This is a genomic window from Thermophilibacter provencensis (assembly GCF_900128445.1).
In the GTDB taxonomy this organism is placed as follows: domain Bacteria; phylum Actinomycetota; class Coriobacteriia; order Coriobacteriales; family Atopobiaceae; genus Thermophilibacter; species Thermophilibacter provencensis.
In genome coordinates, this window is sequence record NZ_LT671417.1 from 1353145 (window position 1) to 1374579 (window position 21435).

Genomic DNA, 21435 nt, shown 5'->3' on the forward strand with positions numbered 1-21435 from the left:
GGGGACAGTCCCCAATTCACATAAAACATTTCTGTCAATTGGGGACTGTCCCCAATTGACACATCAGGGAAGGGGCCTCGATGAGGGAGACCTTTGACATAACGGGCATGACCTGCGCGGCGTGCTCGTCGCGCGTGCAGAAGGCGGCGGGCGAGGTGCCCGGAGTGGCCTGCGCCAACGTGAACCTGCTCAAGAACTCGATGGAGCTCGACTACGACGGCTCTCCCGAGACGGCCGCCGCCGTGGTGGAGGCCATCGAGAAGTCCGGCTACGGGGCCGCCCGTCGCATGCCGGCCGGCGAGAGGCGCGCCGCGCCAGCCGAGCGTCCCGGCGCGGCCGCCGAGAGGGCGACCCGCGAGAAGCGCGACCAGCTGATCGTCTCCGCGGTCTTCTCGGTCCCGCTCTTCTACGTGGCAATGGGCCCGATGTTCGGCTGGCCGCAGCCGCCCGCGCTCGCGGGCGAGGCCAACCTCGTGGCGCTCGGGCTCACGCAGCTCCTGCTGTGCGCTCCGATCCTCCTTGTGAACCGCCACTACTTCATAACCGGCTTCAGGACGCTGGCGCGCCGTGCGCCCAACATGGACTCGCTCATCGCACTGGGCTCGTCGGCGTCTACCGCCTGGAGCATCGCGCAGCTCTACCGTATGGCATGGGCCGCGGGAGCGGGCGACGTGGCCACGCTCCACGACGCCGCCCACAGCCTCTACTTTGACTCCGCGGGCATGATTCTCACCCTCATCACGCTGGGCAAGTTCTTCGAGGCCCGCGCCAAGGGTCGCACCACGGACGCCATCGCCGCGCTCATGGACCTCGCGCCCAGGACCGCCACGGTCGTGCGCGACGGCAAGGAGACGGAGGTCCCCACCGAGGACGTGCGGGTGGGGGAGCGCGTGATCGTTCGCGCCGGCGAGTCCGTGCCGGTGGACGGCGTGGTGGTCGAGGGCTCGGCGGCGGTGGACGAGTCCGCCATCACGGGCGAGAGCGTGCCCGTGGAGAAGGGACTTGGCGACCGCGTGACCGGCGCCACGGTCTCCACGCGCGGCTGGTTCGCGATGGAGGCCCGGGCCGTTGGCGACGACACCACGCTTGCCGGCATCATCCGCCTCGTCGACGAGGCAACGAGCTCCAAGGCCCCCATCGAGCGCATGGCGGACAAGATCGCCGGCGTCTTCGTTCCCGTGGTCATCGCAATAGCGGCGGTGACGTTCGCGGCGTGGCTCGCGCTCGCGGGCGACGTGGCAACGGCGCTCACGCACGCAATCTCGATTCTGGTGATCTCCTGCCCGTGCGCGCTCGGCCTGGCCACGCCCACGGCGATCATGGTGGGCACGGGCCGCGGCGCCGCCAACGGCATCCTCATCAAGTCCGCGGAGGCGCTCGAGACCGCCTGCGGCGTGGACGCCGTCGTGCTGGACAAGACCGGCACCGTGACGGCGGGAAAGCCGCACGTGACGGACGTCCTTCTCGCTTCGGGCGTGTCTGAGGACGAGCTGCTGCGCGTGGCCTCGTGCCTCGAGCGCAAGAGCGAGCACCCGCTGGCCGGCGCCGTCTGCGCCTATGCGGACGAGAAGGGCGCGGATGCCGAGAAGGACGTGCGCGTCGAGAGGTTCGAGCAGGTCGCGGGCGGCGGCCTCTCCGCAACGGTGGACGGCTCGCCCGCGCTCGCCGGCAACGCGCGCCTCATGGCCGCGCATGGCGTGGAGCTCGGCGAGCTCGCGGACGCGGCCGAGGCGCTCGCGGACGGCGGCAAGACCCCGCTGTTCTTCTCGGCGGGGGGACGTGCCCTGGGCATGATCGCCGTGGCCGACCCCGTCAAGCCCACGAGCGCCTCTGCCATCGCGCGCCTCCGCGCGATGGGCGCCCGGACGGTCCTTCTCACCGGCGACCAGGAGCGCACCGCCGCCGCCGTGGGGCGCCAGGTGGGCGTCGACGAGGTCATCGCCGGCGTGCTTCCCGCGCAGAAGGAGGCCAAGGTCCGCGAGCTGCAGGACGCCGGGCGCACCGTCGCCATGGTGGGAGACGGCATCAACGACGCGCCGGCGCTCGCGCGCGCGGACGTGGGCATCGCCATCGGCGCCGGCACGGACGTCGCCATCTCCTCGGCCGACGTGGTGCTCATGCACTCCGACCCGGCCGACGTGGCGACCGCCATGGAGCTCTCCCGCGCCACGATGCGCAACATCAAGCAGAACCTCTTCTGGGCGCTCTTCTACAACGCCATCTGCATCCCCGTGGCGGCGGGCGTGCTCTCGCCCTGGGGCGTGACGCTCAACCCGATGATCGGCGCGGCCGCCATGGGCTTCAGTTCCGTCTTCGTGGTGAGCAACGCGCTGCGCCTGCGCACCTGGAGGCCGAGCGGTCGCGCGGCATCCGAGGCAACCCCGGCCACCCGGGTGGCCGTGTCCGTTGAGAGCGTCGCCGGCGCGCCCGCGCCCGCGACCGAGAGAAGGGAACCAACCATGACCAAGACCCTGAACGTCACCGGCATGATGTGCCAGCACTGCGTCGCGCACGTGAAGAAGGCGCTCGAGGGCGTTGACGGCGTGAGCTCCGTGGACGTGAATCTCGAGGCCGGCACCGCGACCGTCGAGGCTACCGAGGGCGTTGCCGATGGCGCGCTCGTGGCCGCCGTCGTCGACGCCGGCTACGAGGCCGCCGTGGCGTAGCTGGACGGGAGGCGAGGCCTCGGGGCGGGCGCCGGGCTGCGGGGGACGCAGCCCGGCGCCCCACCTAAGCGGCGTGGCGCGCACCGATCGGGGCGGACGCCCCGTCATCCCTCCGGGCGACCGGCAACCTCGCGCGCCGCGGTCTTTTGGACGCCGCCGCGGCAGACGTGAGCGACGTCGGCGTGGGCGTCCCTCTCGGGACAAGGGCAGGGCGCGTCCAAGGCGGCTGGGGCGGGGGAGGAAACCGCTGGTGGCGCACGTGAAATGCAGCCAGGGGTTGGTGGTGGCAACCGCTGGACTCCCGTATCGTGACGTTTGGGCGAAAGGGCCGCCTCGCGCGGCTTTCTTTCAGGACAATATACATACCAACTGCATGTATGAAAGGGGAAGCTGATGACGCAGACGTCGGGCAGGCGGGGTGCGCGCCTCTTCTCGCCGGGGTTCGTGGCCATCATGGTCGCCCAGGTCTTCTCGCTGCTGGGGATGGAGATCCTGCAGTTCGTGATTCCGCTCCACCTGCTCAACCTCACGGGCTCGGGCACGCTCTACGGGACGGTCATCGCGCTCGGCAACGTGCCGTACCTGCTGCTCGCGCCCATCGGCGGCGTGGTTGCCGACCGCACGCGCAAGCGCGCCGTGATGGCGGCGTGCGACCTCGCGCTCGCCGCGGCGCTTCTCGGCTACCTGGCGCTCTCCGGGTCCACGCAGCTCGTCCCCCTCACCGCCGCCGTGCTGATGGTCGCCTTCGCGGCGCAGGCCATCTACCAGCCCTGCGTGCAGTCCTCGGTTCCGCGCGTGGTGGCGCCCGAGCGCCTGGAGCAGGCCGTCGCGGTGACCAACCAGGTGAGCATGCTCACGGGCATCGGAGGGCCGGTGCTCGGCGGGCTCGTCTTCGGGTTCTTTGGGCTGGCGCCCATCGTGGTGGTCTCGGCGGCGTGCTTCGTGGCGGCGGGCGTTCTGGTGCTCGCGTTCGTGCGGGTGCCCTACGAGCCTCCCGAGCGCACGGCGGGGCCCCTCGCCACGGTCCGAAACGACCTCGCGGAGGCCCTGCGTTTCCTGCGCTCGCGTCCCGTGATGTGGCGCATCATCATCGCGGCAACGCTCGTCAACCTGTTCGGGTCCTCCTTCTTCAACGTGGGCTCGTCCTATATCGTCACCGAGACGCTGGGCCTCTCCAACCAGCTGCTCGGGGTTCTCCAGGGCACCCTTGCGGTGGGCGGCCTCGTCGGCGGCGCCGTGGTGGCGCTGCGTCCGGGCGGGCTGGGCATCAAGAGCTCGCCGGCGCTTCTCGGCTGCACGGCAGCGGGCCTCGCTGCCATAGCGGCCGTGCTCGCCGCGCCGCTGCCCGCGCTCGGGGCCTACGCGGGGATGCTCGCTGCCTATCTCGCGTCGATGGCCTTCTGCATGGCGCTCTCCATCGTCGCCATGTCGTACCTGCAGCTCAAGGCGCCAGAGACGCTGGTTGGCAAGGTCATGGCGCTCACGGTCATGCTCGCGAACTTCGCGGCGCCCGCCGGGCAGGTGGTCTACGGGCTGGCCTTCGACCGCGTGCCGGCCTGGTCGGTCGCGCTCGTCGCCGCCGTGGCGACGGCGGCGGTCGCAGCGTGGCTCTCCCGCTCCATCCGCGAGAGGTAGGCGGCTATCTCGGCGCGCGAGCTGAGCTCGCCGAGCTGGCAGGTTGCCGGGCGCCTCTCGAGGGCCTCGCGGACCAGAGGCTCCTTCTTCTCCCGGAACTCCATGACGTAGCGCTCGAACTCCGGGTCGAGCTCCGTCTCCTTCCAGGGGAGGTCCTCTCGCGGCCCTCCGATGCGAGAGCGGACGGCGTCGAGGCACTCCTGCGTGGGCAGGCTGAGGAGAAAGACGGTGTCGGCCCTCTCCAGGCGCTCCGGAAGCGTGCGCAGGTAGGTTCCGTCGATGATCCAGCGTGGCCGAGCTACGAGGCTTGCGTGCGCCGCGTCGAATCCTTCCGGCGCAACGTGGCCGCCGTCGGGCAGGTGCCAGACCATGTCGAGGTAATGCAGGGGGAGGCCGGTTATGTCGCGCAGCGCCCTCCCGAGGGTGGACTTCCCCGCGCCCGAGCTACCAACGATGGCGATGCGCTCCATGTGCCCCTCCCGCCTTGAAACCGAATATGTGTTCTGCTATAGTGTAGACGTGTAGACAGAGAAAAGCAACGGGGGTGGGAAATGGCTACGGCGGTTGTCTCGGGCCGGGTTGATGAGCGGGTGCGGCAGCGCGCGGATGCCTACATAAAGGCCGCGGGACTAACCCCGGCGGACGTCATTCGGGTGGTCTGGGAGAACATCGCGCGGACGGGCGAGGTCCCGGACGAGGGGGAGGCGCAGGGCGAGACCCCCGACGCGTTCGAGGACTTCATGGCGTTCAGGGCAAGCCTGCCCAAGGCAACGTGGCTCGCGGACCTGACGGACGAGCAGATGAAGGACATGATTGCGAGCCGCTATGCGTAGCTACAACAGCAGGCGCCTCCTCTTTGACACCAATGTCGTTCTTGATGCCGTTTGTCCCGAGCGTCCCCAGTCCAAGGAGGCATGTGAGGTTCTTCGCTTCTGCAACGGAGAAGGCGACATGGGAATTGTGGCCGTGAGCTCGCTCAAGGATGCGTACTACATCCTCTGCAGGCAGTATGGGGAGTCCTGCGCGCGGACCTCAATCAAGAAGCTCACGGAGCTGCTGACCATCGCGCCGATAGGCGCGGAGGAGTGTGATCTCTCTCTGCACGGGAACGAGCCCGACTTTGAGGACGGGCTCATCCGAGCCTGTGCGGAGCTCAATGACGTTGACTTCATCCTCACGCGGGACGCCCGCGCCTTCGCAAGGTCAAAGGTGCGGGCGGTCACGTGTGCGGAGTATCTGAAGATCCGGGGATGCTAGCTGGAAGGAGCCCACCCAAAGTTACATGGCGTCAGTCTCGGCGGTCGTGCCACCTCTTGCGGCGCCGGTTGCGCAGCGAGATCGCAACGAGCAGAAGCACGACGACGAAGAGGATCGTGAGGTCCATGGTCGTCACCCCCTAGAGCTCTCGGCGCTCGTAGAGGCGCAGGGAGACCGCGGCGGAGACGGCCAGCACGAGCGCGGACGCCGCGAGAAGGACGCCCATGCTCGCCGCCACGCCCGCCGGCGTCTCGATGAAGGCGAGCAGGCTGGTGAGGGCGTCGGTGCCCACGATTCCGCCGTCGAGCAGGCCGCTGTTTCCGATCAGCGAGACGGGGAGCACGAAGAAGACGAGCACCATGATGAGCGGGAGGTACTGCGTGGCCTTGGACTGCCCGAAGCGGAAGTAGAGCGGCGTGACCACGCCAGCGACGAACGACCCCATGAAGATGCAGAAGAATGAGGAGAAGAGCGTGGCGAGGACGTCCTCGAAGCGGTAAGCGAGCACCGCGGAGAGCCCCATGGGAAGGTCGACGAACGTGGCAAGGGCGGTCACCAGCCCCGCGCCCACGAGCCCCGCCGCGAGGCCCACGAGCCCGAGCGTCACGATCACGCCGTAGCGGGCGAGCACGACGTCGCGGCGGGAGAGCGGCATGGTGAGGCGGAAGAGCCCCCAGTTGTTCTGCTCGTCGTAGCCTGCGGCGCTCATGGCGCCCGTCATGAAGCACATGCAGGTCAGGATCGCGGGGGCGGCGATGATGGACTGCATGCCGCAGCAGACGAACAGGGAGACGAGAAAGCCGAGGAGCAGGAGCTGACGCACGTAGCTTGCGAAGATGGTCATCTCGACGAGGTAGGCGCGCTTCATTATCGGACACCGCCCTTCAGGGTGAGCGTGAGGTAGTCGTCTATGGTCATGCGGTCGCAGGGGATCTCGGGGAACCGGCGGGCAAAGTCGTAGCGGTCGGGGACGAGCACGTCGATGCCGTACTCGTGGCGCAGGTAGCGCAGCTCGCTCTCGGGCACCATCCCGGAGGCGGCCACGCGCTCGAAGTCCGCGACGCGGCAGCGGGCGACGCCCATCTCGTCGGTGATGGCGTCCTTGGGCAGGTCAAAGACGATGCGTCCCTCGTCGATGCAGATCACCCGGTCGGCGATGCGCTCGAGGTCGCTCGTGATGTGGCTGCTCATGAGGACGGCGCGGCCGGGCTCGGCCACGAAGTCGCGCAGGCGGTCGAGGACCTCGTCGCGCGCCATGGGGTCGAGCCCCGCCGTGGCTTCGTCGAGGATCAGGACGTGGGCGTCGTGGCTGAGGGCGCAGGCCAGGCTGAGCTTCATGCCCATGCCGCGAGAGAGGTCCTTAACGCACTTCTCGACGGGGAGGTCGAAGGTGTCGATGAGCCTTGAGAAGCGGTGGGCGTTCCAGCGGTCGTAGGCGCGCGCGTAGATCGTGCCCACGTCGCGCACGCGCAGGTGGCCGGGCAGCGAGACCGTGTCGAAGACCACGCCGACGCGCTCCTTGGCGTGCGCCCCCTCCGGGCGGGAGAGCAGCTCGCTGGGCGTGCCGAGCACGCTCGACGTGCCGCCGTCGGTTGCGATGAGGCCGAGAAGGGCCTTGATGGTGGTGGACTTGCCGGCACCGTTCTTGCCGACGAAGCCAACGATCTCGCCCTCGCGGACGTCGAGGTCGACGCCCTCCAGTGAGAAGCCCTCGTAGTGCTTGGTAAGCCCGCGCGCGCTGACGAGCGGCGCGTCGGTGGTGGTGTCTGAGGTGTGAGTGTTCATCAGTCGTCACTTTCCATGAGTAGGTTGAACATCTCCTTGAGCTCCCCGTCGGAGAGCCCGGCGGCCCGGCCGTCTGCGATGGCGCGCGTGAGCAGGGACTCGACGCCGCGCATCCGCTCCTCGCGGATGAGCTCCATGTTGCCGCCGGCGACGAAGCTCCCCTTTCCCTGCACCGTCTCGATGAACCCGGCCGCCTCGAGGTCCGTGTAGGCGCGCTTGGTGGTGATGACGCTCACGCGCAGCGAGCTCGCGAGGGTTCGGATGGACGGCAGCTGCTCGCCCTCGGCCAGCTCGCCCGCGAGGATCGCGGCCTTGACCTGGTCGGTAATCTGCTCGTAGATGGGCTTGTTGCTCGCGTTCGAGATGATGATTTCCACGTGACTCGGTTCCTTCCTCCCGGCCCGGCGGGGCGTCCCCCGTCGGGGAGCCGCACCTCGGGCGTCCCCGGTGCGCGGCAGGGGTCGCACGGACGTCTTCGCGCTTCCCCTACGGGTATAGTGTGTATACCCGATAACTACAGTATATACTCACCTATACACAGTGCAAGGAAGAATCGAGACTTTTTTGAGCGGGGCGTGGCGGGGCCTTCGCAAGCGTTTGGCGCGCGCTTTCCGCGGGAATCTCAGTGGATGGCTAAAATATTAGGTTAAGCTAAATTATAAGAGCAGCCTAGTCTGGAGGTTGAGATGGCGTCCCCGGTTCCCTTTCTCGCAGTCGGCCTTCTCGGCTCGCTCGTCATGTTCGCGGGCGACATGCTGCTGTACTACACGCCGGGCGCCTACAACATGGACGGCACCCTGCGCCCCTACGCCCAGATCATGCGAGACCTTCCCGAGGGGCGCGTGAGACTGGGAGGTCTTCTGGGCCCCGTCGCCGCGTTCCTCTACGTCATGGGCTTCGTGGGGCTGCCGATGCTCGCGACGGGGGAGTTCCCCTGGCTGATGTGGGCGGTGGCCGCGCTTCTGGCCTTCGCGTCGTGACCATTCTCTCGAGGTTGGCGAGACGGTGAGGTCCTCCCGACCTTTCGGCCCAAAAAGAAAACTATGGCTAACTTGTGTAGAAATCGCTCAGCACGCGTCAAAAGTAAGAACTATCTAACTTGTGGGGACAATTGGAGTACCGGGGGAGATAGCTCAGACACCCCACGTCCGTCGCCCGTCCGGCGACCCGATCGCAAAGGAGCAACCATGTCCCTCATCGGCAAGGAGATCTCGGACTTCTCCGTCCAGGCGTACCAGGACAACGACTTCCACACCGTCACCAAGGCAGACGTGCTCGGCCGCTGGAGCCTGTTCTTCTTCTACCCGGCCGACTTCACCTTCGTGTGCCCCACCGAGCTGGAGGACCTCGCCAACCTTTACGACGAGTTTCAGGCTGCGGGCTGCGAGGTGTACTCCGTCTCCACGGACACACACTTCACCCACAAGGCGTGGCACGAGACCTCCGAGCGCATCGCCAAGGTCCGCTACCCCATGCTCGCCGACCCCACGCACGCGCTCTGCCGCGACTTCGAGGTGCTCATCGAGGCGGACGGCCTTGCCGAGCGTGGCGCCTTCATCGTGGACCCCGAGGGGCGTGTCCAGGTCTATCAGGTGAACGCCGGGGGCGTCGGCCGCAACGCCGACGAGCTGCTGCGCCTGCTCAAGGCGGCCCAGTTCGTGGCGGAGCACGGCGACCAGGTGTGTCCCGCAAAGTGGCAGCCGGGTGCCGAGACGCTCAAGCCGAGCCTCGACCTGGTGGGGCAGCTGTAACGGGTGCTGACGTCGCGGCCGCAGCCGGCATCCGGCTGCGGCCGCTTTTTCATAGGGAGGACTCATGGGCGAGAAGTACGACGAGGCGAGGCTCTATGACGCCGTGATCATCGGTGGCGGACCTGCGGGGCTCACGGCCGCGCTCTATCTGGCGCGCGCCCGCTACCGCGTGCTCGTGGTGGAGAGGGACCGCTTCGGCGGGCAGATCACCATCACGGCGAGCGTGGTCAACTACCCCGGCGTGCTCAGCGCGAGCGGATCCGAGCTCACCGAGACGATGCGCCGCCAGGCCGAGGCCTTCGGTGCCGAGTTCATGCTCGCCGAGGTCACGGGGCTTGACCTCGCGGGTGACGTCAAGCGCGTGAGCACCACGAGGGGAGAGGTCTCGTGCTTCGCGGTCCTTCTCGCCACGGGGGCGAGCCCACGGCGCCTGGGATTTGCGGGCGAGGACGAGTTTCGTGGTCGAGGCGTGGCCTACTGCGCCACGTGCGACGGCGAGTTCTTCACCGGCAGGGAGGTCTTCGTGGTGGGAGGCGGCTTCGCGGCTGCCGAGGAGAGCGTCTTTCTCACAAAGTACGCGCGTCACGTGACGGTGCTCGTTCGCGGGAGCGACTTCTCCTGCGCGCCTGCAGCTGCCGAGGAGGTCAAGCGGCACCCTAAGGTCGACGTGCTCTACAATACCGAGGTCGTCGAGGCGGGTGGAGACAACGCGCTGCGCCACCTGCGCTATCGCAACAACCTGACGGGGGAGGAGACCGAGTTCCGCGCGCCGGAGGGCGAGAGCCTCGGCGTCTTCGTCTTCGTTGGTTACGCGCCGGCGACCGAGCTCGTCCGCGGAATAGCCGAGCTCGACGAACACGGCTACGTGCTCACCGACGAGCGCCAGATGACGTCTGCCGACGGGCTCTTCGCAGCCGGCGACGTCTGCGTCAAGACCCTGCGCCAGGTTGCCACGGCCGTGGGGCAGGCCGCCCAGACCGCGACGGACATGGAGCGCTACCTCAAGGCCGCTCAGGAGCGTACGGGCCTCGTGCCGCAGGCGCCGGCGTCGCGTCCGGCCCCCGCCGCTCGCGACGCAGGTCCCGCCGAGCTGGCCGCGGCGGTCGCAGAGACGGCGTCGCTCTTCTCGCCCGACGTGCTGGCCCAGCTCGACACGGTCTTCTCGCGCATGGAGCGCCCGCTCGAGCTGCACCTGCTGCTTGACGACCGTCCCGTCGCCATCGAGCTGAAGGGGTATATGGACGAGCTTGCTGCGCTGACAAATAAGCTTACGGTCACCGTCGCGGATGCGGCGGAGCGCGCCGCGGCCAACCCCGCCGAGCTCCCCTGCGTGCAGGTGCGCACGGCTGACGGCACGCCCACGGGCCTTGCCTTCCATGGCGTGCCGGGCGGTCACGAGTTCACGAGCTTCGTGCTCGGCCTCTACAACGCCGCCGGGCCCGGACAGCCCATCGATGCGGTGGATCGCTCGGCGGCAGAGGCCGTTGCCGAGAAGGTCGACATACGCGTGCTCGTCTCGCTCTCGTGCACCATGTGCCCGGAGACGGTGCTCTCCGCCCAGCGCATCGCCTCGCTCAACCCGCGTGTCACGGCCGAGGCGTTTGACGTCGCGCACTTCCCGGAGCTGCGCGACCGCTACAACGCCATGAGCGTGCCGTGCGTGGTCATCCGCCACGCCGACGGCCACGAGCACGTGACCTTTGGCAAGAAGAACCTAGCCCAGCTGCTCGAGGAGATTGCCCGGTAGCCGACGCCCTGGTCATTCGATGCCGCCCCGGTGGCATGGCCGCCATCGGGGCGGCCTCTTCGACAGTGGAACTGGCGGCAGGAAGACGCTGGGCCTCGCGCATGCGGCGCGCCTCTCCGGAAGCGCTGGCACCGCCGGCCCAGCGACCGGTCCCGGCTTTAGGTTCGGAAGGCCCGGGATTGGTCGAGGATTCCGCGCCTATGCTCAATCAGGAGCCGCACTCGCCTAAGAGAAACTTCCATGCCGGCATCACCTCAATAGAGATGCCATCCGCGTCGATGACCTCCTCTTCTTCCTTGGTGACGATGAGGAATCGAGTGACGGAGGAATCCACTTTTGCCAGGCGAACGAGGTTGCCGACTTCTCGCTCCCGCGCCTCTCCTGCAATCGAGTAGGCGACTTGGATGGCAATTCCAGCCTCGGGGAGGTAGAAATCGACGTCAATGCCGGTCCTTGATGACTTGAGGTAGCGAAGGTCTTCGCCGAACCGGTCGCAGAGCGCAACGGCAATCTCGTTTTCCAGCAGCGCCGTCTCGCGATTGACAAGAAAGAGGCCGAGCAGACCGTTGTCTGAGTAATAGTACTTGGGGCTTCCCTCGCGCTCGACGAACGCCGCCGTGGCGTTGCTGATGCTGAACAGGAGGTACGCCTCCTTCGCATATTCGAGATAGGAGATGAGCGTATCCTTTGAGATGGAGAACCCGATGCCCTTCAGGGCGTTGTGCAGCGTCGAGTACGAGACCTCGTTGCGAACGGTCTCGGCGACCTTTTTCATGAGCACGCGCAGCGCGTTGACGTTGCGCACCTTGTAGTGTGCTGCAATATCGCCGAGGAGTACCTTTTGGTAGACGTTCTCCACATACGCGCGCTGTGGTGTGTAGCGCAGTGACTCGGGGAACCCACCCTGACGGTAGAATTCGTCAAAGTGACGGGCGATGCGTCCGATTTCACGCGTCGTGTAGAGTGCGGAGCCGGTGTGGTCCTGATGTTTGGCGTCGAGATACTCGTCAAAGCGATAAGGGCTTACCTGCAGGGAGAAGAACCTCCCGCCGAGCTCTGAGGCGATTTGACCGCTGAGCATCGTGGCGTTGCTTCCGGTAATATGCACGCGCTCGCCGGCATCAGCAAGCCGACGCGCAAACCGTTCCCAGTGCTGGATGTTCTGGATTTCGTCGAAGAAGTAGTAGCCACGCTCGTCGCTGAGCTCGCTTTGGACGAGTGGGATGTCCTGGAAGTCGGTGGAGACAAAGTCAACGAGGCGTTCGTCCTCGAAGTTGATATATATGATGCGCTCCCAGGCGATGCCACTGCTGACGAGATTGCGGACCATGTCATACAGCAAGGTCGACTTTCCCGCGCGGCGGAGCCCCGTGATGACGTAGTTTGCCTCCGGGTCGAGCGTGTAGCGCCTTGGAACGATATGGGCGTTTCGGATGATCTCATGTTGGTCGAAGATGACGCGTTTAAGAAGGTCGTGGTTCATCTGTTCCGCTCATTCTGTCGAATACACTTAGCTAAAGTATAATGAATTCGTCGAATATACTCGACAACATTAGTAAAAAATCACCCACTGTATCGGACGGGCTGACAGGAATTAACGCCTCGCTCAGCGGGAGATGGAATGCGCCGGCCTCAAGGACATCGTGCTCGCGAAGCGCAGGAACGTGTCTTGCGCGTCGGGTAAGAAGGGACGGTGACGAGCGTCGTCGTATCGTGCGAACGAGATGTCAGGCGTCATCGACACGGGTGGCAGTCATGCGATTTGTGGCCCGCCATTGACTGGGAGACATGCCGCAGACACGCGCAAAGGCTGCTGAGAAGCTCGTGGGGGAGCGGTAGCCCACGGCGTGGGCGGCCTCTTCGACAGTGGAGCCGACGGCAAGAAGGCGCTGGGCCTCGCGCATGCGCCGCGCCGTAAGATAGGCTGCCCATGAGCTGCCCGTCGTTTGGCGGAAGAGCCGCTTGAACGTGGTGAGGCCCATTCCGGCCGCCGCCGCGGCCTCCTCCTGGCTCGCCCCGTCGCGCAGGCGCGCGTTGGCTAGCTCAAGGGCGGCGAGGATGCCGGTGCGAGCGCCCCGGTCGGCGGGAAGCGCGGCTGCCGCCGTCTCGACGAGTGCCCCGAGCAGCAGCTTCGACGCGCCCTCGTAGATGAGTGGCGTTCCGGTGCCCGCGCGGTCGGCACGTCCGATCTCGTCCAGGGCCAGCAGCACGCCCGGTGCCCAGCCCAGGCTGCCGCGCATGTCGGTGAGAAGCGCCGACACCTCCTCGACCGAGCCCCACCCCAGATCCGCGAACGCGTCCCGGAGTGCCCCGTCAAAGTACTCGACCTCCGTGTACGCAAAGTGTGCTCCGGCGGGGACGGGTGTGGTGACCCAACCCTCGCGCGTCTCGATGTAGGCGATGGCGGCAGGCCCGTCCCCGCCCGCCGCGGGCGCGCGCACGGTGAGGTAGCGTCGGGTGTCGATGCCAAAGAGCGTGTCCACGAGCATCGTGAAGTCGCAGGTCGCCACCGTGAAACCGTCGCCTGCCCACGCGTGGTACCAGCCTTGGGCCCGTACGCCGTCGCCCACGAAGAGCGTGCCCGCGCACGGCGTGCCCGGCTCTGGGAGCAGACCCATGCGCTCGAGCTCAGCGGCCTGGAAGAGCTCGGCCTCTCCGCCTGGTCGCTCGGCTCTTCTCGCGGTCGTTTTTGCCATGTCCGGCGCCTCCTGGAAGCTTGCACGTACAGAATGACTGTAAACCTATTCTAACTTGCTGCGACGACCGGGTGGCATGCCGGGCCTCTCCAGGCGGTCGCAGCGGAAAGGGGGCCACATGTCCAACGGCGAGAAGGACGCGGTCGAGGGGCGGCCGCCAAGGCAGCAGTCCTGGATGACGCGCGTCATCGGCTTCACCGGGGGCGGGAGGTGGCTCATCTACCTCTCCATGGCGCTCTCGGCGCTGTCCTCGACGTGCTCGTTCGTGCCGTTCGTTGCCGTGTACCTCGTGGTGGCGGACGTCATCGCGGTCTACCCGGACTTCGCGGCGCTCGACGCGGCGCGCATGGCGGGCCTCGGCTGGATGGCCCTCGGGGGCGTGGCGGGCACCATCGGCCTCTACCTCGCGGCGCTTCTCTGCGCGCACTCGGCGGCCTTCGATGCCGAGTACAACCTCAAGCTCCAGGTCGTCGAGCACCTGGGGCGCATCCCGCTGGGGCGGCTCGAGGAGCTGGGCACGGGGCGCGTGAACAAGGTCATGGACGAGAGCGTCGGCGCCATCGAGGGGTTCCTCGCCCACTCGCTGCCCGACATGGCGGCGGCGTTCACGGCGCCGGTGGCGATCGTGGCGCTGCTCTTCGTCTTCGACTGGCGCTTCGGCCTCGCGGCGGTGGCGTGCGTGGTCGCGGCGTTCGGCGTCGAGGCGGCAGGCTTCTCCAACAAGGCCATTACGGAGAAGATGAGGCGCCACCTGGTCAACCAGGAGCTCATGACGAACGCCACGGTGGAGTACGTGCGCGGCATGCCGGTGGTCAAGACCTTCGGGCAGACGGCGGAGTCCTTCGGCCGCCTCTCGGCCGCGGTCCGCGCCTACACGGACCTCGCCCTCGACGTGGCGCTCTTCTGGCAGAGCCTCATGCCCGCCTTCACGGCCATCATCAACAACGCCTACCTGTTCGTGCTGCCGGTGGGCATCGTGCTCGGCGCGGGGCTCTCCGGCGGCGCGTTCCGCCCGTTCGCGCTCGACTTCATCTTCTACCTCCTGTTCGTACCCTCCATCGCTGGCGCGCTCAACAAGATGATGTACATCTCGGAGGACAGCATGATCATCTCCTCCCACCTCTCGCGCATCGACGAGGTGCTCGGCATCCCGGCTCTGCCCGTGCCGTCCCCGGCTGCCGCGCGCGTTCCGGAGCGCTTTGACGTGGTGCTCGACGACGTGTCCTTCTCGTACGACGCGGGCGAGAAGGGCGCTGGCGAGAAGGGCGGCGCGCCCGTGGCTCCCCTTGCCCTCGAGAACGTGAGCATCACCGTTCCCGCCGGCACCACCTGCGCCATCGTGGGCCCGTCCGGTGCGGGCAAGTCCACCGTGGCCAGCCTCGTGGCCCGCTTCTGGGACGTGGGCGCGGGCGCCGTGCGCATCGGCGGCGTCGACGTGCGCGACATCGACCCCGACGACCTCATGGGCTGCGTGAGCCTCGTCTTCCAGGGCGTCCACCTCTTCCGGGCGAGCATGCTCGAGAACATCCGCATGGCACGTCCGGGCGCCACGCGCGAGGAGGTCGTCGCGGCGGCGCGCGCCGCGCAGGCCGACGCCTTCATCCGGGCGCTGCCGCAGGGCTACGACACCGTCTACGGCAGCGAGGGCGTGCACCTCTCCGGCGGCGAGGCGCAGCGCGTCTCCATCGCCCGCGCCATCCTCGCCGACCGGCCCATCGTGGTGCTCGACGAGGCCACGGCGTTCTCGGACCCGGAGAACGAGCACCTCATCCAGAAGGCGTTCGAGCGCCTCATGGCGGGCAGGACCGTGATCATGATCGCGCACCGGCTCTCGACCGTGGCGGGCGCGGACCAGATCGTGGTCGTGGACGGCGGCCGCGTGGCGGAGCGGGGCCGGCACGAGGACCTGCTCGCCGCGCACGGAACCTACGCGCGCATGTGGGAGCGCTACACGCAGGCCCTCTCGTGGGGCATCGGGTCGGAAGCGCCGAACGGAAGGGAGGTGGCTTAAGATGGCTGCCCCGGACAGGATCCCGCGCCTCCAGCGCGCGCTCGCCCTCACGGACCAGGGCTACCGCGGCCTCAAGCGCGCCATCGCGGCGTGCACCCTCACCAACCTCGCCCTCATGGTGCCCTTCGCCATCACGGTCATGGCGTTCGGGGTGGTGCTCATGCGGCTCACGGGGCAGGACGTCGACTGGCGGGCCCTCTGGGGCCTCTTCGCCGCGGGCGTCGCAGGCCTCGTCGCCGTGTTCCTCTGCGCGCGCAACGACTACCGGCGCACGTACGTGACGGCGTACCGCGAGACCGAGGCCACGCGCATGGGCCTCGCCGAGCACCTGCGGCGGCTCCCCATGTCCTTCTTCAACCAGCGCGACCTCTCCGAGCTCACCGAGAACCTCATGGGGGACGTCTCCAGCCGCGAGTCGCTCATGTCGAGCACCATCCCGCAGCTCGTCGCCAGCTGCGTCTCCACGGCGGTCGTGTGCGTCATGCTCGCCTTCTTCGAGTGGCGCCTCGCCCTCTGCGTGTTCTCGACGCTGCCGGCGGCGCTCGTCATCGTGCTCGCCGCCCGCGGGCACGAGAGGCGGCTCTTCGCGCGGCAGACCGGCGCGCGCCTCGCGGCGTCCGCCCGCCTCATGGACTACGTCGGGGGCATCCGAGACATCCGCGCGTGCCGGCAGGCGGGCGCGCGGTCCGCGCCCATGCGCGCCGCGCTCGGGGCCCTGCGCGACATAGCGATGCGGGTGGAGCTCTCCGTGGACGTGTGCGTCTCGGCGGCCACGACGGTGCTCCAGGCGGGCGTCGGGCTCACGGTCTTCGTGGGCACGGCGCTGCTCGCGGCGGGCGAGGTCGACTTCCTGACCCTCCTCATGTTCCTGCTCATCGCCTCGCGCGTGTACGGGCCCATCACCTCGATTCTCTCGCAGCTGCCGAACCTCCTCCAGCTATCGGGGCGCACGGCGCGCCTCAGGGCCCTCGCCGACGAGCCGGTCGCGACGGGTTCGGGTGACGCCGCGGGGCTGGGCGAGAAGGGCGTCGAGCTTGCCGACGTGCGCTTCTCGTATGCCGAGGGCGGCGGCGAGGTCCTGCGCGGCGTCTCCCTCCGCATGGAGCCGGGTACCGTCACGGCGCTCGTGGGCCCCTCCGGGTCGGGCAAGTCAACCGTGGCCAAGCTCGTCGCACGGTTCTTCTCGCCGACGTCCGGAGCGGTCCTGGCGGGCGGAGTGGACTTGGCCGGGCTCGACGAGGAGTCGTGGCTCAGGAACGTGTCCGTGGTATTCCAGGACGTGACGCTCTTCGACGACACGGTCATGGAGAACATCCGCATGGGGCGCGCCGGCGCCACCGACGAGGAGGTGCGCGCCGCGGCCCGGGCCGCCCACTGCGAGGAGTTCGTTGGGCGGCTGCCGGAGGGCTGGGGCACGCGCCTTGGTGAGAACGGCGCGCGCCTCTCCGGCGGCGAGCGCCAGCGCGTCTCCATCGCCCGGGCGCTCCTCAAGGACGCGCCGATCGTGCTCCTGGACGAGGCGACGAGCTCGCTCGACCCCGAGAACGAGACGCTCGTGCAGGACGCCGTGAGCAGGCTCTGCGCCGGCAGGACGGTGCTCGTGATCGCGCACCGCCTGCGCACCGTGGCAGGCGCCGATCAGATCGTGGTTCTGGACGGCGGCCGCGTGGTCGAGCGGGGGACCCATGCCGAGCTCATGGCGGCGGGAGGCCTCTACGCACGGCTCGTGGGCATCCAGCGGGAGAGCCTCGGCTGGTCGCTCTCCTGACGGCAGGCGGCGGGGGCCATCGCCCCCCGTCGCCGCTTTGTCGCGAGCGCCGGGACGCCGACGGAGCGTCGCGCGCCAAGGCTCACGCCGCCGAGTTGTCCGCGTGCGGCGGCGCGCTGGCCGTCGGACGGATATACTTGGCTCCATGCAACTGAGGTGGACGGAGGTCCCATGCCCGAGCTTCTTGGCGCGTTTCTCGCCGTCTTTCTGGTGGCGGTGGTGGTGGCGCTCGTCATCTCCTTCGTGGTGAACGTGATAGCGGGGGCGCTCAGCCTGCTGCCGCTCGTTCTGGTTGCTGTGATTGTCTGGTTTCTTGTCCGTGGCGGAAGGATTCGCATCGAGTTCCCGGACCGCCACGACCGTCGCTAGGGGAGGGCATGGCAACGCCCGAGTTCATCGTGCGCCTGCGCGAGAAGATCGGACACGACCCGCTGTGGCTTGTCGGCGTGACCGCCTACGTCGAGGACGCCGACGGCCGTGTGCTCCTGGGCCGCCGGGCCGACACGGGGGAGTGGGCGCTCGTCTACGGCATCAACGAGCCGGGCGAGGAGCCGGCGGTCACGGTGGTGCGCGAGGTCAGGGAGGAGACCGGGGTTGACGTGGAGCCGCGGGCGCTCGTGCGCGTGAGGGCGTCGCGTCACCTCACGGTCTACGCAAACGGCGACCAGACGCAGTACCTGGACCTCATGTTCTCCTGCCGGCTTGCGGAGGGAGGCTGCGCGGAGCCGCGCGTGGCAGACGACGAGAGCCTGGAGGTGGGCTGGTTCGCCCCGGACGCGCTTCCGGAGCCGCTCGCCGCCTCGACGCGGGAGCGCCTCGGGGCGCTTGCCGCATGGCGCGAGGCCGGCTCGGCCGCGGCGCTCTTCTCGCTGGACGCGTGAGCGCCGCCGCGGTCCTGCGGCTCCCTCCGCTGCGCTACCATGGGGAAACGAGCGAGAGGGGAGCTGGCATGCGCTATCGGGAGCTGGGCCGCACGGGCCTCAGGGTGAGCGAGATCGGCTTCGGCGGCGAGTGGATGGACGGCACGCCGCAGGAGGCGCGCGCCGTGGTCGAGGCCGCGGACGCCGCGGGCGTGAACATCCTCGACTGCTGGATGCCCGACCCGACGCGCCGCTCCAACCTCGGCGACGCCCTGCTCGACCTGGGCCTGCGCGAGCGCTGGGTCATCCAGGGGCACCTTGGCTCCACGTGGCAGGGCGGGCAGTACGTGCGCACGCGCGAGCTCTCCGCGGTGAAGCCCGCCTTCGAGGACCTTCTCGCGCGCTTCCACACCGATTACATGGACCTCGGCATGATCCACTACGTGGACCGCGTCGACGACTTCGAGGCCGTCATGTCCGGTCCCTTCATCGACTACGTCCGCGAGCTGCGTGCCTCCGGCACCGTCCGCCACGTGGGCCTCTCCACGCACAACCCCGAGGTCGCGCGCCTGGCCGTGCTTGATCCCGAGGTGGAGATGATCCTCTTCTCCGTGAACCCGGCCTTTGACATGATGCCCGCGACCGACGACCTCGAAGCCTACTTCGACGAGCGCGGCGAGTCGGCCGCCATGGACGGCATGACCCCCGAGCGCGCAGAGCTCTACGCCCTCGCCGAGGAGACGGGCACGGGCATCACGGTCATGAAGGGATATATGGGCGGCCGGCTCTTCGACGCGGCGCAGTCGCCCTTCGGCGTGGCACTCACGCCCGTGCAGTGCCTCCACTACGCGCTCACGCGCCCGGCGGTGGCGAGCGTGATGGTGGGGTTCTCCACGCCGGGGCACGTCGCCGAGGCCGTGTCCTACGAGGGCGCCTCGGCTGCCGAGAAGGACTACGCGAGCGTCCTCGCCGGGGCCCCGCGCCACGCCTACCTGGGCAGCTGCACCTACTGCGGCCACTGCGCGCCGTGCCCCAAGGGGATCGACATCGCCTCCGTGAACAAGTTCTTCGACCTGGCGAGCGCCTACGACGAGGTGCCGGACTCCCTGCGCGAGCACTACCGCGCCCTCGGCGCCACGGCCGAGGCGTGCATCGCGTGCCGCGCGTGCGAGGGCCGATGCCCGTTCGGCGTGCGCGTGGCCGAGCGCATGGCGGCCGCCGCGGAGCTCTTCGGCTGCTAGGCGGCGCGGCCCCTCTCGCCGTGCGGGGCTAGCGGGCGTAGTGCGCGATGCACATCCCGATGAAGTCGCGCATCTCGGCGCGGAAGTCCAGCTGCGGGCGCTCGTGGCCGATCGTCTCGAGCGCCTCGGCGACAAGCGGGTTCTTCCAGCACGCGCTCACGAAGCCCACGGCGTGGTAGTAGATGGCAAGCAGAAGCGGCTCCACGCGCTCGGGCGCCATGTCAATGATCTGCGGCAGGCGCTCGCGCATGTCGGCCACGCGGTCGTAGTAGGCGCGCTTGAAGTCCGCGAGACGCTCCACGCTTACGTTGGTCTCGATGATCGTGGAGAGCAGGTCGCCGAGGCGGAAGTACTCCTGGTGCGCGTTGGCGATCCCCGCCCACACCTCGGCGATGACGTCGGGCGCGAGCCCGCAGCCCTCGGGCAGCGCGGCGAGGAGCGCGTCGAAGTAGGCGTCGAGCTCGTCTGCCGTGAGCAGCAGGAAGACCTCCTCCTTGGTGCACACGTACTTGTAGAGGTTGGCGCGCGACCACCCCAGCTCGTCGGCGATGGTGGTGAGTGTGATCTCGTGGTAGGGGCGCGTGGCAAACTGGCGCCGCACCGCGTCCTTGATCTGATCGAGGCGCTGCTCCTTCTGCTCGGCGCTGCGCGCCCGTATGAACTCGGCCATGGGACCCTCCGTGCTTCTCGGTACGTGAAGTATAGCGCAGCCGGAATATAAATTAGCAAACTTGTGTCAATTGGTCCTTTACAAGTTACGTGACGTCACGTAACCTATAGGGCAACCGGGACGGGGACCGCCCCTTCCCACACGCTTTCGGCGAGAGGAACGGACATGCTCGGCAACTTCACCTACCACAACCCAACCAAGCTCATCTTTGGCCAGGACGCCATGGATGCCCTCGCGGCGGAGCTCGAGGCCTACGGCCCGAACGTCCAGCTCGTCTACGGAGGCGGGTCCATCAAGCGGAACGGGATCTACGACCAGGTCGTGGCAGCGCTTGCCGCGGCGGGCAAGAACGTGGTGGAGGACGCGGGCGTCATGCCCAACCCCACGGTCGAGAAGCTCTACGAGGGAGCGCGCATCGCGCGCGAGAACCACGTGGACCTCATCCTGGCCGTGGGCGGCGGGTCGTGCATCGACTACGCCAAGGCCGTGGCCGTCTCGGCCAACCTGCCCGAGGGCGTGGACCCCTGGCAGAAGTACTGGGTGGACTTTGACGAGCCGGCGGTCGACCTCGACGTCATCCCCGTCGGCTCGGTGCTCACGATGGTGGGCACCGGCTCGGAGATGAACTGCGGGTCGGTCATCACCAACCACGGGGCCAAGATGAAGGTCGGCCACGTCTTCGCCGACGCCCGCGTCTTCCCGCGCTTCGCCGTGCTCAACCCCGAGTTCACCTACACGCTGCCGCGCTACCAGATGGTCGCGGGCATCTTCGACATCATGAGCCACATCACCGAGCAGTACTTCTCGGGCACCGACGACAGCACGAGCGACTACCTGGCAGAGGGCCTCATGCGCAGCCTCGTCCGCGCGAGCCGCGTCGCCGTCAAGAACCCGGAGGACTACGAGGCCCGCTCCAACATCATGTGGTGCGCCACCTGGGCGCTCAACACCCTCATCGCGCAGGGCAAGTCCACGGACTGGGAGGTCCACATGCTCGGCCAGGCCGTGGGCGCCCACACCGACGCCACGCACGGCATGACGCTCTCGGCCGTGGCGCTGCCGTACTACCGCCTCGTCATGCCGTACGGCCTGGAGAAGTTCGCGCGCTTTGCGACCAGCGTGTGGGGCGTCTCGCCGGAGGGGCGCACCACCGAGGAGCTCGCGGTGGCGGGTCTCGACGCGATGGAGGCGTGGATGCGCGAGATCGGCTGCGTGATGAGCATCTCCGAGCTCGGCGCCGACGAGTCCATGCTCGAGGGCCTGGCCGACTCCACCCTCATCATGCAGGGCGGCTACCACGTCCTGACGCGCGACGAGGTCATCTCGATCTTCCGCGCCAGCCTGTAGC

The 21435-nt window shown here is 68.2% G+C and carries 20 protein-coding genes; 13 read left to right on the forward strand and 7 right to left on the reverse strand.

Annotation, left to right across the window (positions count from 1 at the left end):
* The first annotated feature begins 80 nt into the window (after positions 1 to 80).
* Positions 81 to 2666, forward strand: a complete 2586-nt coding sequence (locus BQ7391_RS06130) for a heavy metal translocating P-type ATPase (protein ID WP_075279794.1) — start codon at positions 81 to 83, stop codon at positions 2664 to 2666.
* Positions 2667 to 3059: 393 nt separating this feature from the next.
* A complete protein-coding gene (locus BQ7391_RS06135; protein WP_075279795.1) occupies positions 3060 to 4301 on the forward strand; it encodes an MFS transporter in 1242 nt (413 codons plus the stop codon).
* Here the strand turns inward: BQ7391_RS06135 and BQ7391_RS11965 are convergent.
* A complete protein-coding gene (locus BQ7391_RS11965) occupies positions 4193 to 4771 on the reverse strand; it encodes a P-loop NTPase family protein (protein ID WP_200799587.1) in 579 nt (192 codons plus the stop codon). The two genes, BQ7391_RS06135 and BQ7391_RS11965, sit on opposite strands and share 109 nt — an antisense overlap.
* A gap of 81 nt (positions 4772 to 4852) precedes the next feature.
* On the opposite strand from BQ7391_RS11965, the gene BQ7391_RS06145 reads away from it, so the two are divergent.
* Positions 4853 to 5134 (forward strand): type II toxin-antitoxin system RelB/DinJ family antitoxin, encoded by a 282-nt coding sequence (locus BQ7391_RS06145; RefSeq protein WP_075279797.1) that lies wholly within the window; start codon positions 4853 to 4855, stop codon positions 5132 to 5134.
* Positions 5127 to 5558, forward strand: coding sequence for a type II toxin-antitoxin system VapC family toxin (locus tag BQ7391_RS06150; RefSeq protein ID WP_075279798.1), 432 nt, complete (start codon positions 5127 to 5129; stop codon positions 5556 to 5558). Before BQ7391_RS06145 ends, BQ7391_RS06150 begins: the two co-directional genes overlap by 8 nt.
* 139 nt (positions 5559 to 5697) lie before the next feature.
* On the opposite strand, the gene BQ7391_RS06155 is transcribed toward BQ7391_RS06150, so the two are convergent.
* Genes BQ7391_RS06155 through BQ7391_RS06165 form a run of 3 tightly spaced genes read right to left on the reverse strand, consistent with a single transcriptional unit; the run spans position 5698 to position 7720 of the window.
* Positions 5698 to 6426 (reverse strand): ABC-2 transporter permease, encoded by a 729-nt coding sequence (locus tag BQ7391_RS06155; RefSeq protein WP_075279799.1) that lies wholly within the window; start codon positions 6424 to 6426, stop codon positions 5698 to 5700.
* The gene (locus tag BQ7391_RS06160; protein WP_075279800.1) at positions 6426 to 7343 is read right to left on the reverse strand and encodes an ABC transporter ATP-binding protein; all 918 of its coding nucleotides are present in this window, start codon (positions 7341 to 7343) and stop codon (positions 6426 to 6428) included. Before BQ7391_RS06160 ends, BQ7391_RS06155 begins: the two co-directional genes overlap by 1 nt.
* Positions 7343 to 7720 (reverse strand): GntR family transcriptional regulator, encoded by a 378-nt coding sequence (locus tag BQ7391_RS06165; protein ID WP_075279801.1) that lies wholly within the window; start codon positions 7718 to 7720, stop codon positions 7343 to 7345. The genes BQ7391_RS06160 and BQ7391_RS06165 overlap by 1 nt, the downstream gene beginning before the upstream one ends.
* A gap of 309 nt (positions 7721 to 8029) precedes the next feature.
* Between BQ7391_RS06165 and BQ7391_RS06170 the strand changes: the two genes are divergently transcribed.
* The 3 genes from BQ7391_RS06170 to BQ7391_RS06180 all read left to right on the forward strand — a co-directional run bounded on the left by BQ7391_RS06170 (position 8030) and on the right by BQ7391_RS06180 (position 10841).
* Entirely contained in the window at positions 8030 to 8323 is a 294-nt protein-coding gene (locus BQ7391_RS06170) for a DUF6796 family protein (protein WP_075279802.1), read from the forward strand.
* Positions 8324 to 8530: 207 nt separating this feature from the next.
* Positions 8531 to 9094, forward strand: a complete 564-nt coding sequence (ahpC, locus tag BQ7391_RS06175; RefSeq protein ID WP_075279803.1) for an alkyl hydroperoxide reductase subunit C — start codon at positions 8531 to 8533, stop codon at positions 9092 to 9094.
* Between the two features lie 64 nt (positions 9095 to 9158).
* On the forward strand, positions 9159 to 10841 hold the full coding sequence (locus tag BQ7391_RS06180; protein ID WP_075279804.1) for an FAD-dependent oxidoreductase: 1683 nt from the start codon (positions 9159 to 9161) through the stop codon (positions 10839 to 10841).
* Positions 10842 to 11049: 208 nt separating this feature from the next.
* Here the strand turns inward: BQ7391_RS06180 and BQ7391_RS06185 are convergent, their stop codons facing one another.
* Entirely contained in the window at positions 11050 to 12324 is a 1275-nt protein-coding gene (locus tag BQ7391_RS06185; protein ID WP_075279805.1) for an ATP-binding protein, read from the reverse strand.
* A 244-nt stretch (positions 12325 to 12568) separates the two neighbouring features.
* Positions 12569 to 13537: a helix-turn-helix domain-containing protein gene (locus BQ7391_RS06190; protein WP_075279806.1), complete on the reverse strand. Its 969-nt coding sequence runs from the start codon at positions 13535 to 13537 to the stop codon at positions 12569 to 12571.
* Between the two features lie 118 nt (positions 13538 to 13655).
* Between BQ7391_RS06190 and BQ7391_RS06195 the strand changes: the two genes are divergently transcribed.
* From BQ7391_RS06195 to BQ7391_RS06215, 5 genes are all read left to right on the forward strand, one after another.
* Positions 13656 to 15548, forward strand: a complete 1893-nt coding sequence (locus BQ7391_RS06195) for an ABC transporter ATP-binding protein (protein WP_075279807.1) — start codon at positions 13656 to 13658, stop codon at positions 15546 to 15548.
* Position 15549: 1 nt separating this feature from the next.
* Positions 15550 to 17316, forward strand: coding sequence for an ABC transporter ATP-binding protein (locus BQ7391_RS06200; RefSeq protein WP_200799588.1), 1767 nt, complete (start codon positions 15550 to 15552; stop codon positions 17314 to 17316).
* A gap of 171 nt (positions 17317 to 17487) precedes the next feature.
* Positions 17488 to 17685, forward strand: coding sequence for a hypothetical protein (locus BQ7391_RS06205; protein ID WP_075279808.1), 198 nt, complete (start codon positions 17488 to 17490; stop codon positions 17683 to 17685).
* An 8-nt stretch (positions 17686 to 17693) separates the two neighbouring features.
* Positions 17694 to 18197, forward strand: a complete 504-nt coding sequence (locus tag BQ7391_RS06210; RefSeq protein WP_075279809.1) for an NUDIX hydrolase — start codon at positions 17694 to 17696, stop codon at positions 18195 to 18197.
* A 68-nt stretch (positions 18198 to 18265) separates the two neighbouring features.
* Positions 18266 to 19417 carry an aldo/keto reductase gene (locus BQ7391_RS06215; protein ID WP_075279810.1) on the forward strand — a complete coding sequence of 384 codons (1152 nt, stop codon included), beginning with the start codon at positions 18266 to 18268 and terminating at the stop codon, positions 19415 to 19417.
* A gap of 28 nt (positions 19418 to 19445) precedes the next feature.
* Here the strand turns inward: BQ7391_RS06215 and BQ7391_RS06220 are convergent, their stop codons facing one another.
* Positions 19446 to 20087, reverse strand: coding sequence for a TetR/AcrR family transcriptional regulator (locus BQ7391_RS06220; protein WP_075279811.1), 642 nt, complete (start codon positions 20085 to 20087; stop codon positions 19446 to 19448).
* A 165-nt stretch (positions 20088 to 20252) separates the two neighbouring features.
* Here BQ7391_RS06220 and BQ7391_RS06225 point away from each other — a divergent pair, with 165 nt between their 5' ends.
* Positions 20253 to 21434 carry an iron-containing alcohol dehydrogenase gene (locus tag BQ7391_RS06225; RefSeq protein WP_075279812.1) on the forward strand — a complete coding sequence of 394 codons (1182 nt, stop codon included), beginning with the start codon at positions 20253 to 20255 and terminating at the stop codon, positions 21432 to 21434.
* Position 21435: the final 1 nt, after the last annotated feature.

What these genes read in the sequence shown, in the direction of transcription:
- BQ7391_RS06225 (WP_075279812.1), top strand. Translation starts at nt 20,253, where the DNA reads ATGCTCGGCAACTTCACCTACCACAACCCAACCAAGCTCATCTTTGGC.
- BQ7391_RS06180 (WP_075279804.1), top strand. Translation starts at nt 9,159, where the DNA reads ATGGGCGAGAAGTACGACGAGGCGAGGCTCTATGACGCCGTGATCATC.
- BQ7391_RS11965 (WP_200799587.1), bottom strand. Translation starts at nt 4,771, where the DNA reads ATGGAGCGCATCGCCATCGTTGGTAGCTCGGGCGCGGGGAAGTCCACC.
- BQ7391_RS06160 (WP_075279800.1), bottom strand. Translation starts at nt 7,343, where the DNA reads ATGAACACTCACACCTCAGACACCACCACCGACGCGCCGCTCGTCAGC.
- BQ7391_RS06215 (WP_075279810.1), top strand. Translation starts at nt 18,266, where the DNA reads ATGCGCTATCGGGAGCTGGGCCGCACGGGCCTCAGGGTGAGCGAGATC.
- BQ7391_RS06190 (WP_075279806.1), bottom strand. Translation starts at nt 13,537, where the DNA reads ATGGCAAAAACGACCGCGAGAAGAGCCGAGCGACCAGGCGGAGAGGCC.
- BQ7391_RS06185 (WP_075279805.1), bottom strand. Translation starts at nt 12,324, where the DNA reads ATGAACCACGACCTTCTTAAACGCGTCATCTTCGACCAACATGAGATC.
- BQ7391_RS06170 (WP_075279802.1), top strand. Translation starts at nt 8,030, where the DNA reads ATGGCGTCCCCGGTTCCCTTTCTCGCAGTCGGCCTTCTCGGCTCGCTC.
- BQ7391_RS06220 (WP_075279811.1), bottom strand. Translation starts at nt 20,087, where the DNA reads ATGGCCGAGTTCATACGGGCGCGCAGCGCCGAGCAGAAGGAGCAGCGC.
- BQ7391_RS06205 (WP_075279808.1), top strand. Translation starts at nt 17,488, where the DNA reads ATGCCCGAGCTTCTTGGCGCGTTTCTCGCCGTCTTTCTGGTGGCGGTG.
- BQ7391_RS06155 (WP_075279799.1), bottom strand. Translation starts at nt 6,426, where the DNA reads ATGAAGCGCGCCTACCTCGTCGAGATGACCATCTTCGCAAGCTACGTG.
- BQ7391_RS06150 (WP_075279798.1), top strand. Translation starts at nt 5,127, where the DNA reads ATGCGTAGCTACAACAGCAGGCGCCTCCTCTTTGACACCAATGTCGTT.
- ahpC (WP_075279803.1), top strand. Translation starts at nt 8,531, where the DNA reads ATGTCCCTCATCGGCAAGGAGATCTCGGACTTCTCCGTCCAGGCGTAC.
- BQ7391_RS06210 (WP_075279809.1), top strand. Translation starts at nt 17,694, where the DNA reads ATGGCAACGCCCGAGTTCATCGTGCGCCTGCGCGAGAAGATCGGACAC.
- BQ7391_RS06200 (WP_200799588.1), top strand. Translation starts at nt 15,550, where the DNA reads ATGGCTGCCCCGGACAGGATCCCGCGCCTCCAGCGCGCGCTCGCCCTC.
- BQ7391_RS06135 (WP_075279795.1), top strand. Translation starts at nt 3,060, where the DNA reads ATGACGCAGACGTCGGGCAGGCGGGGTGCGCGCCTCTTCTCGCCGGGG.
- BQ7391_RS06145 (WP_075279797.1), top strand. Translation starts at nt 4,853, where the DNA reads ATGGCTACGGCGGTTGTCTCGGGCCGGGTTGATGAGCGGGTGCGGCAG.
- BQ7391_RS06195 (WP_075279807.1), top strand. Translation starts at nt 13,656, where the DNA reads ATGTCCAACGGCGAGAAGGACGCGGTCGAGGGGCGGCCGCCAAGGCAG.
- BQ7391_RS06130 (WP_075279794.1), top strand. Translation starts at nt 81, where the DNA reads ATGAGGGAGACCTTTGACATAACGGGCATGACCTGCGCGGCGTGCTCG.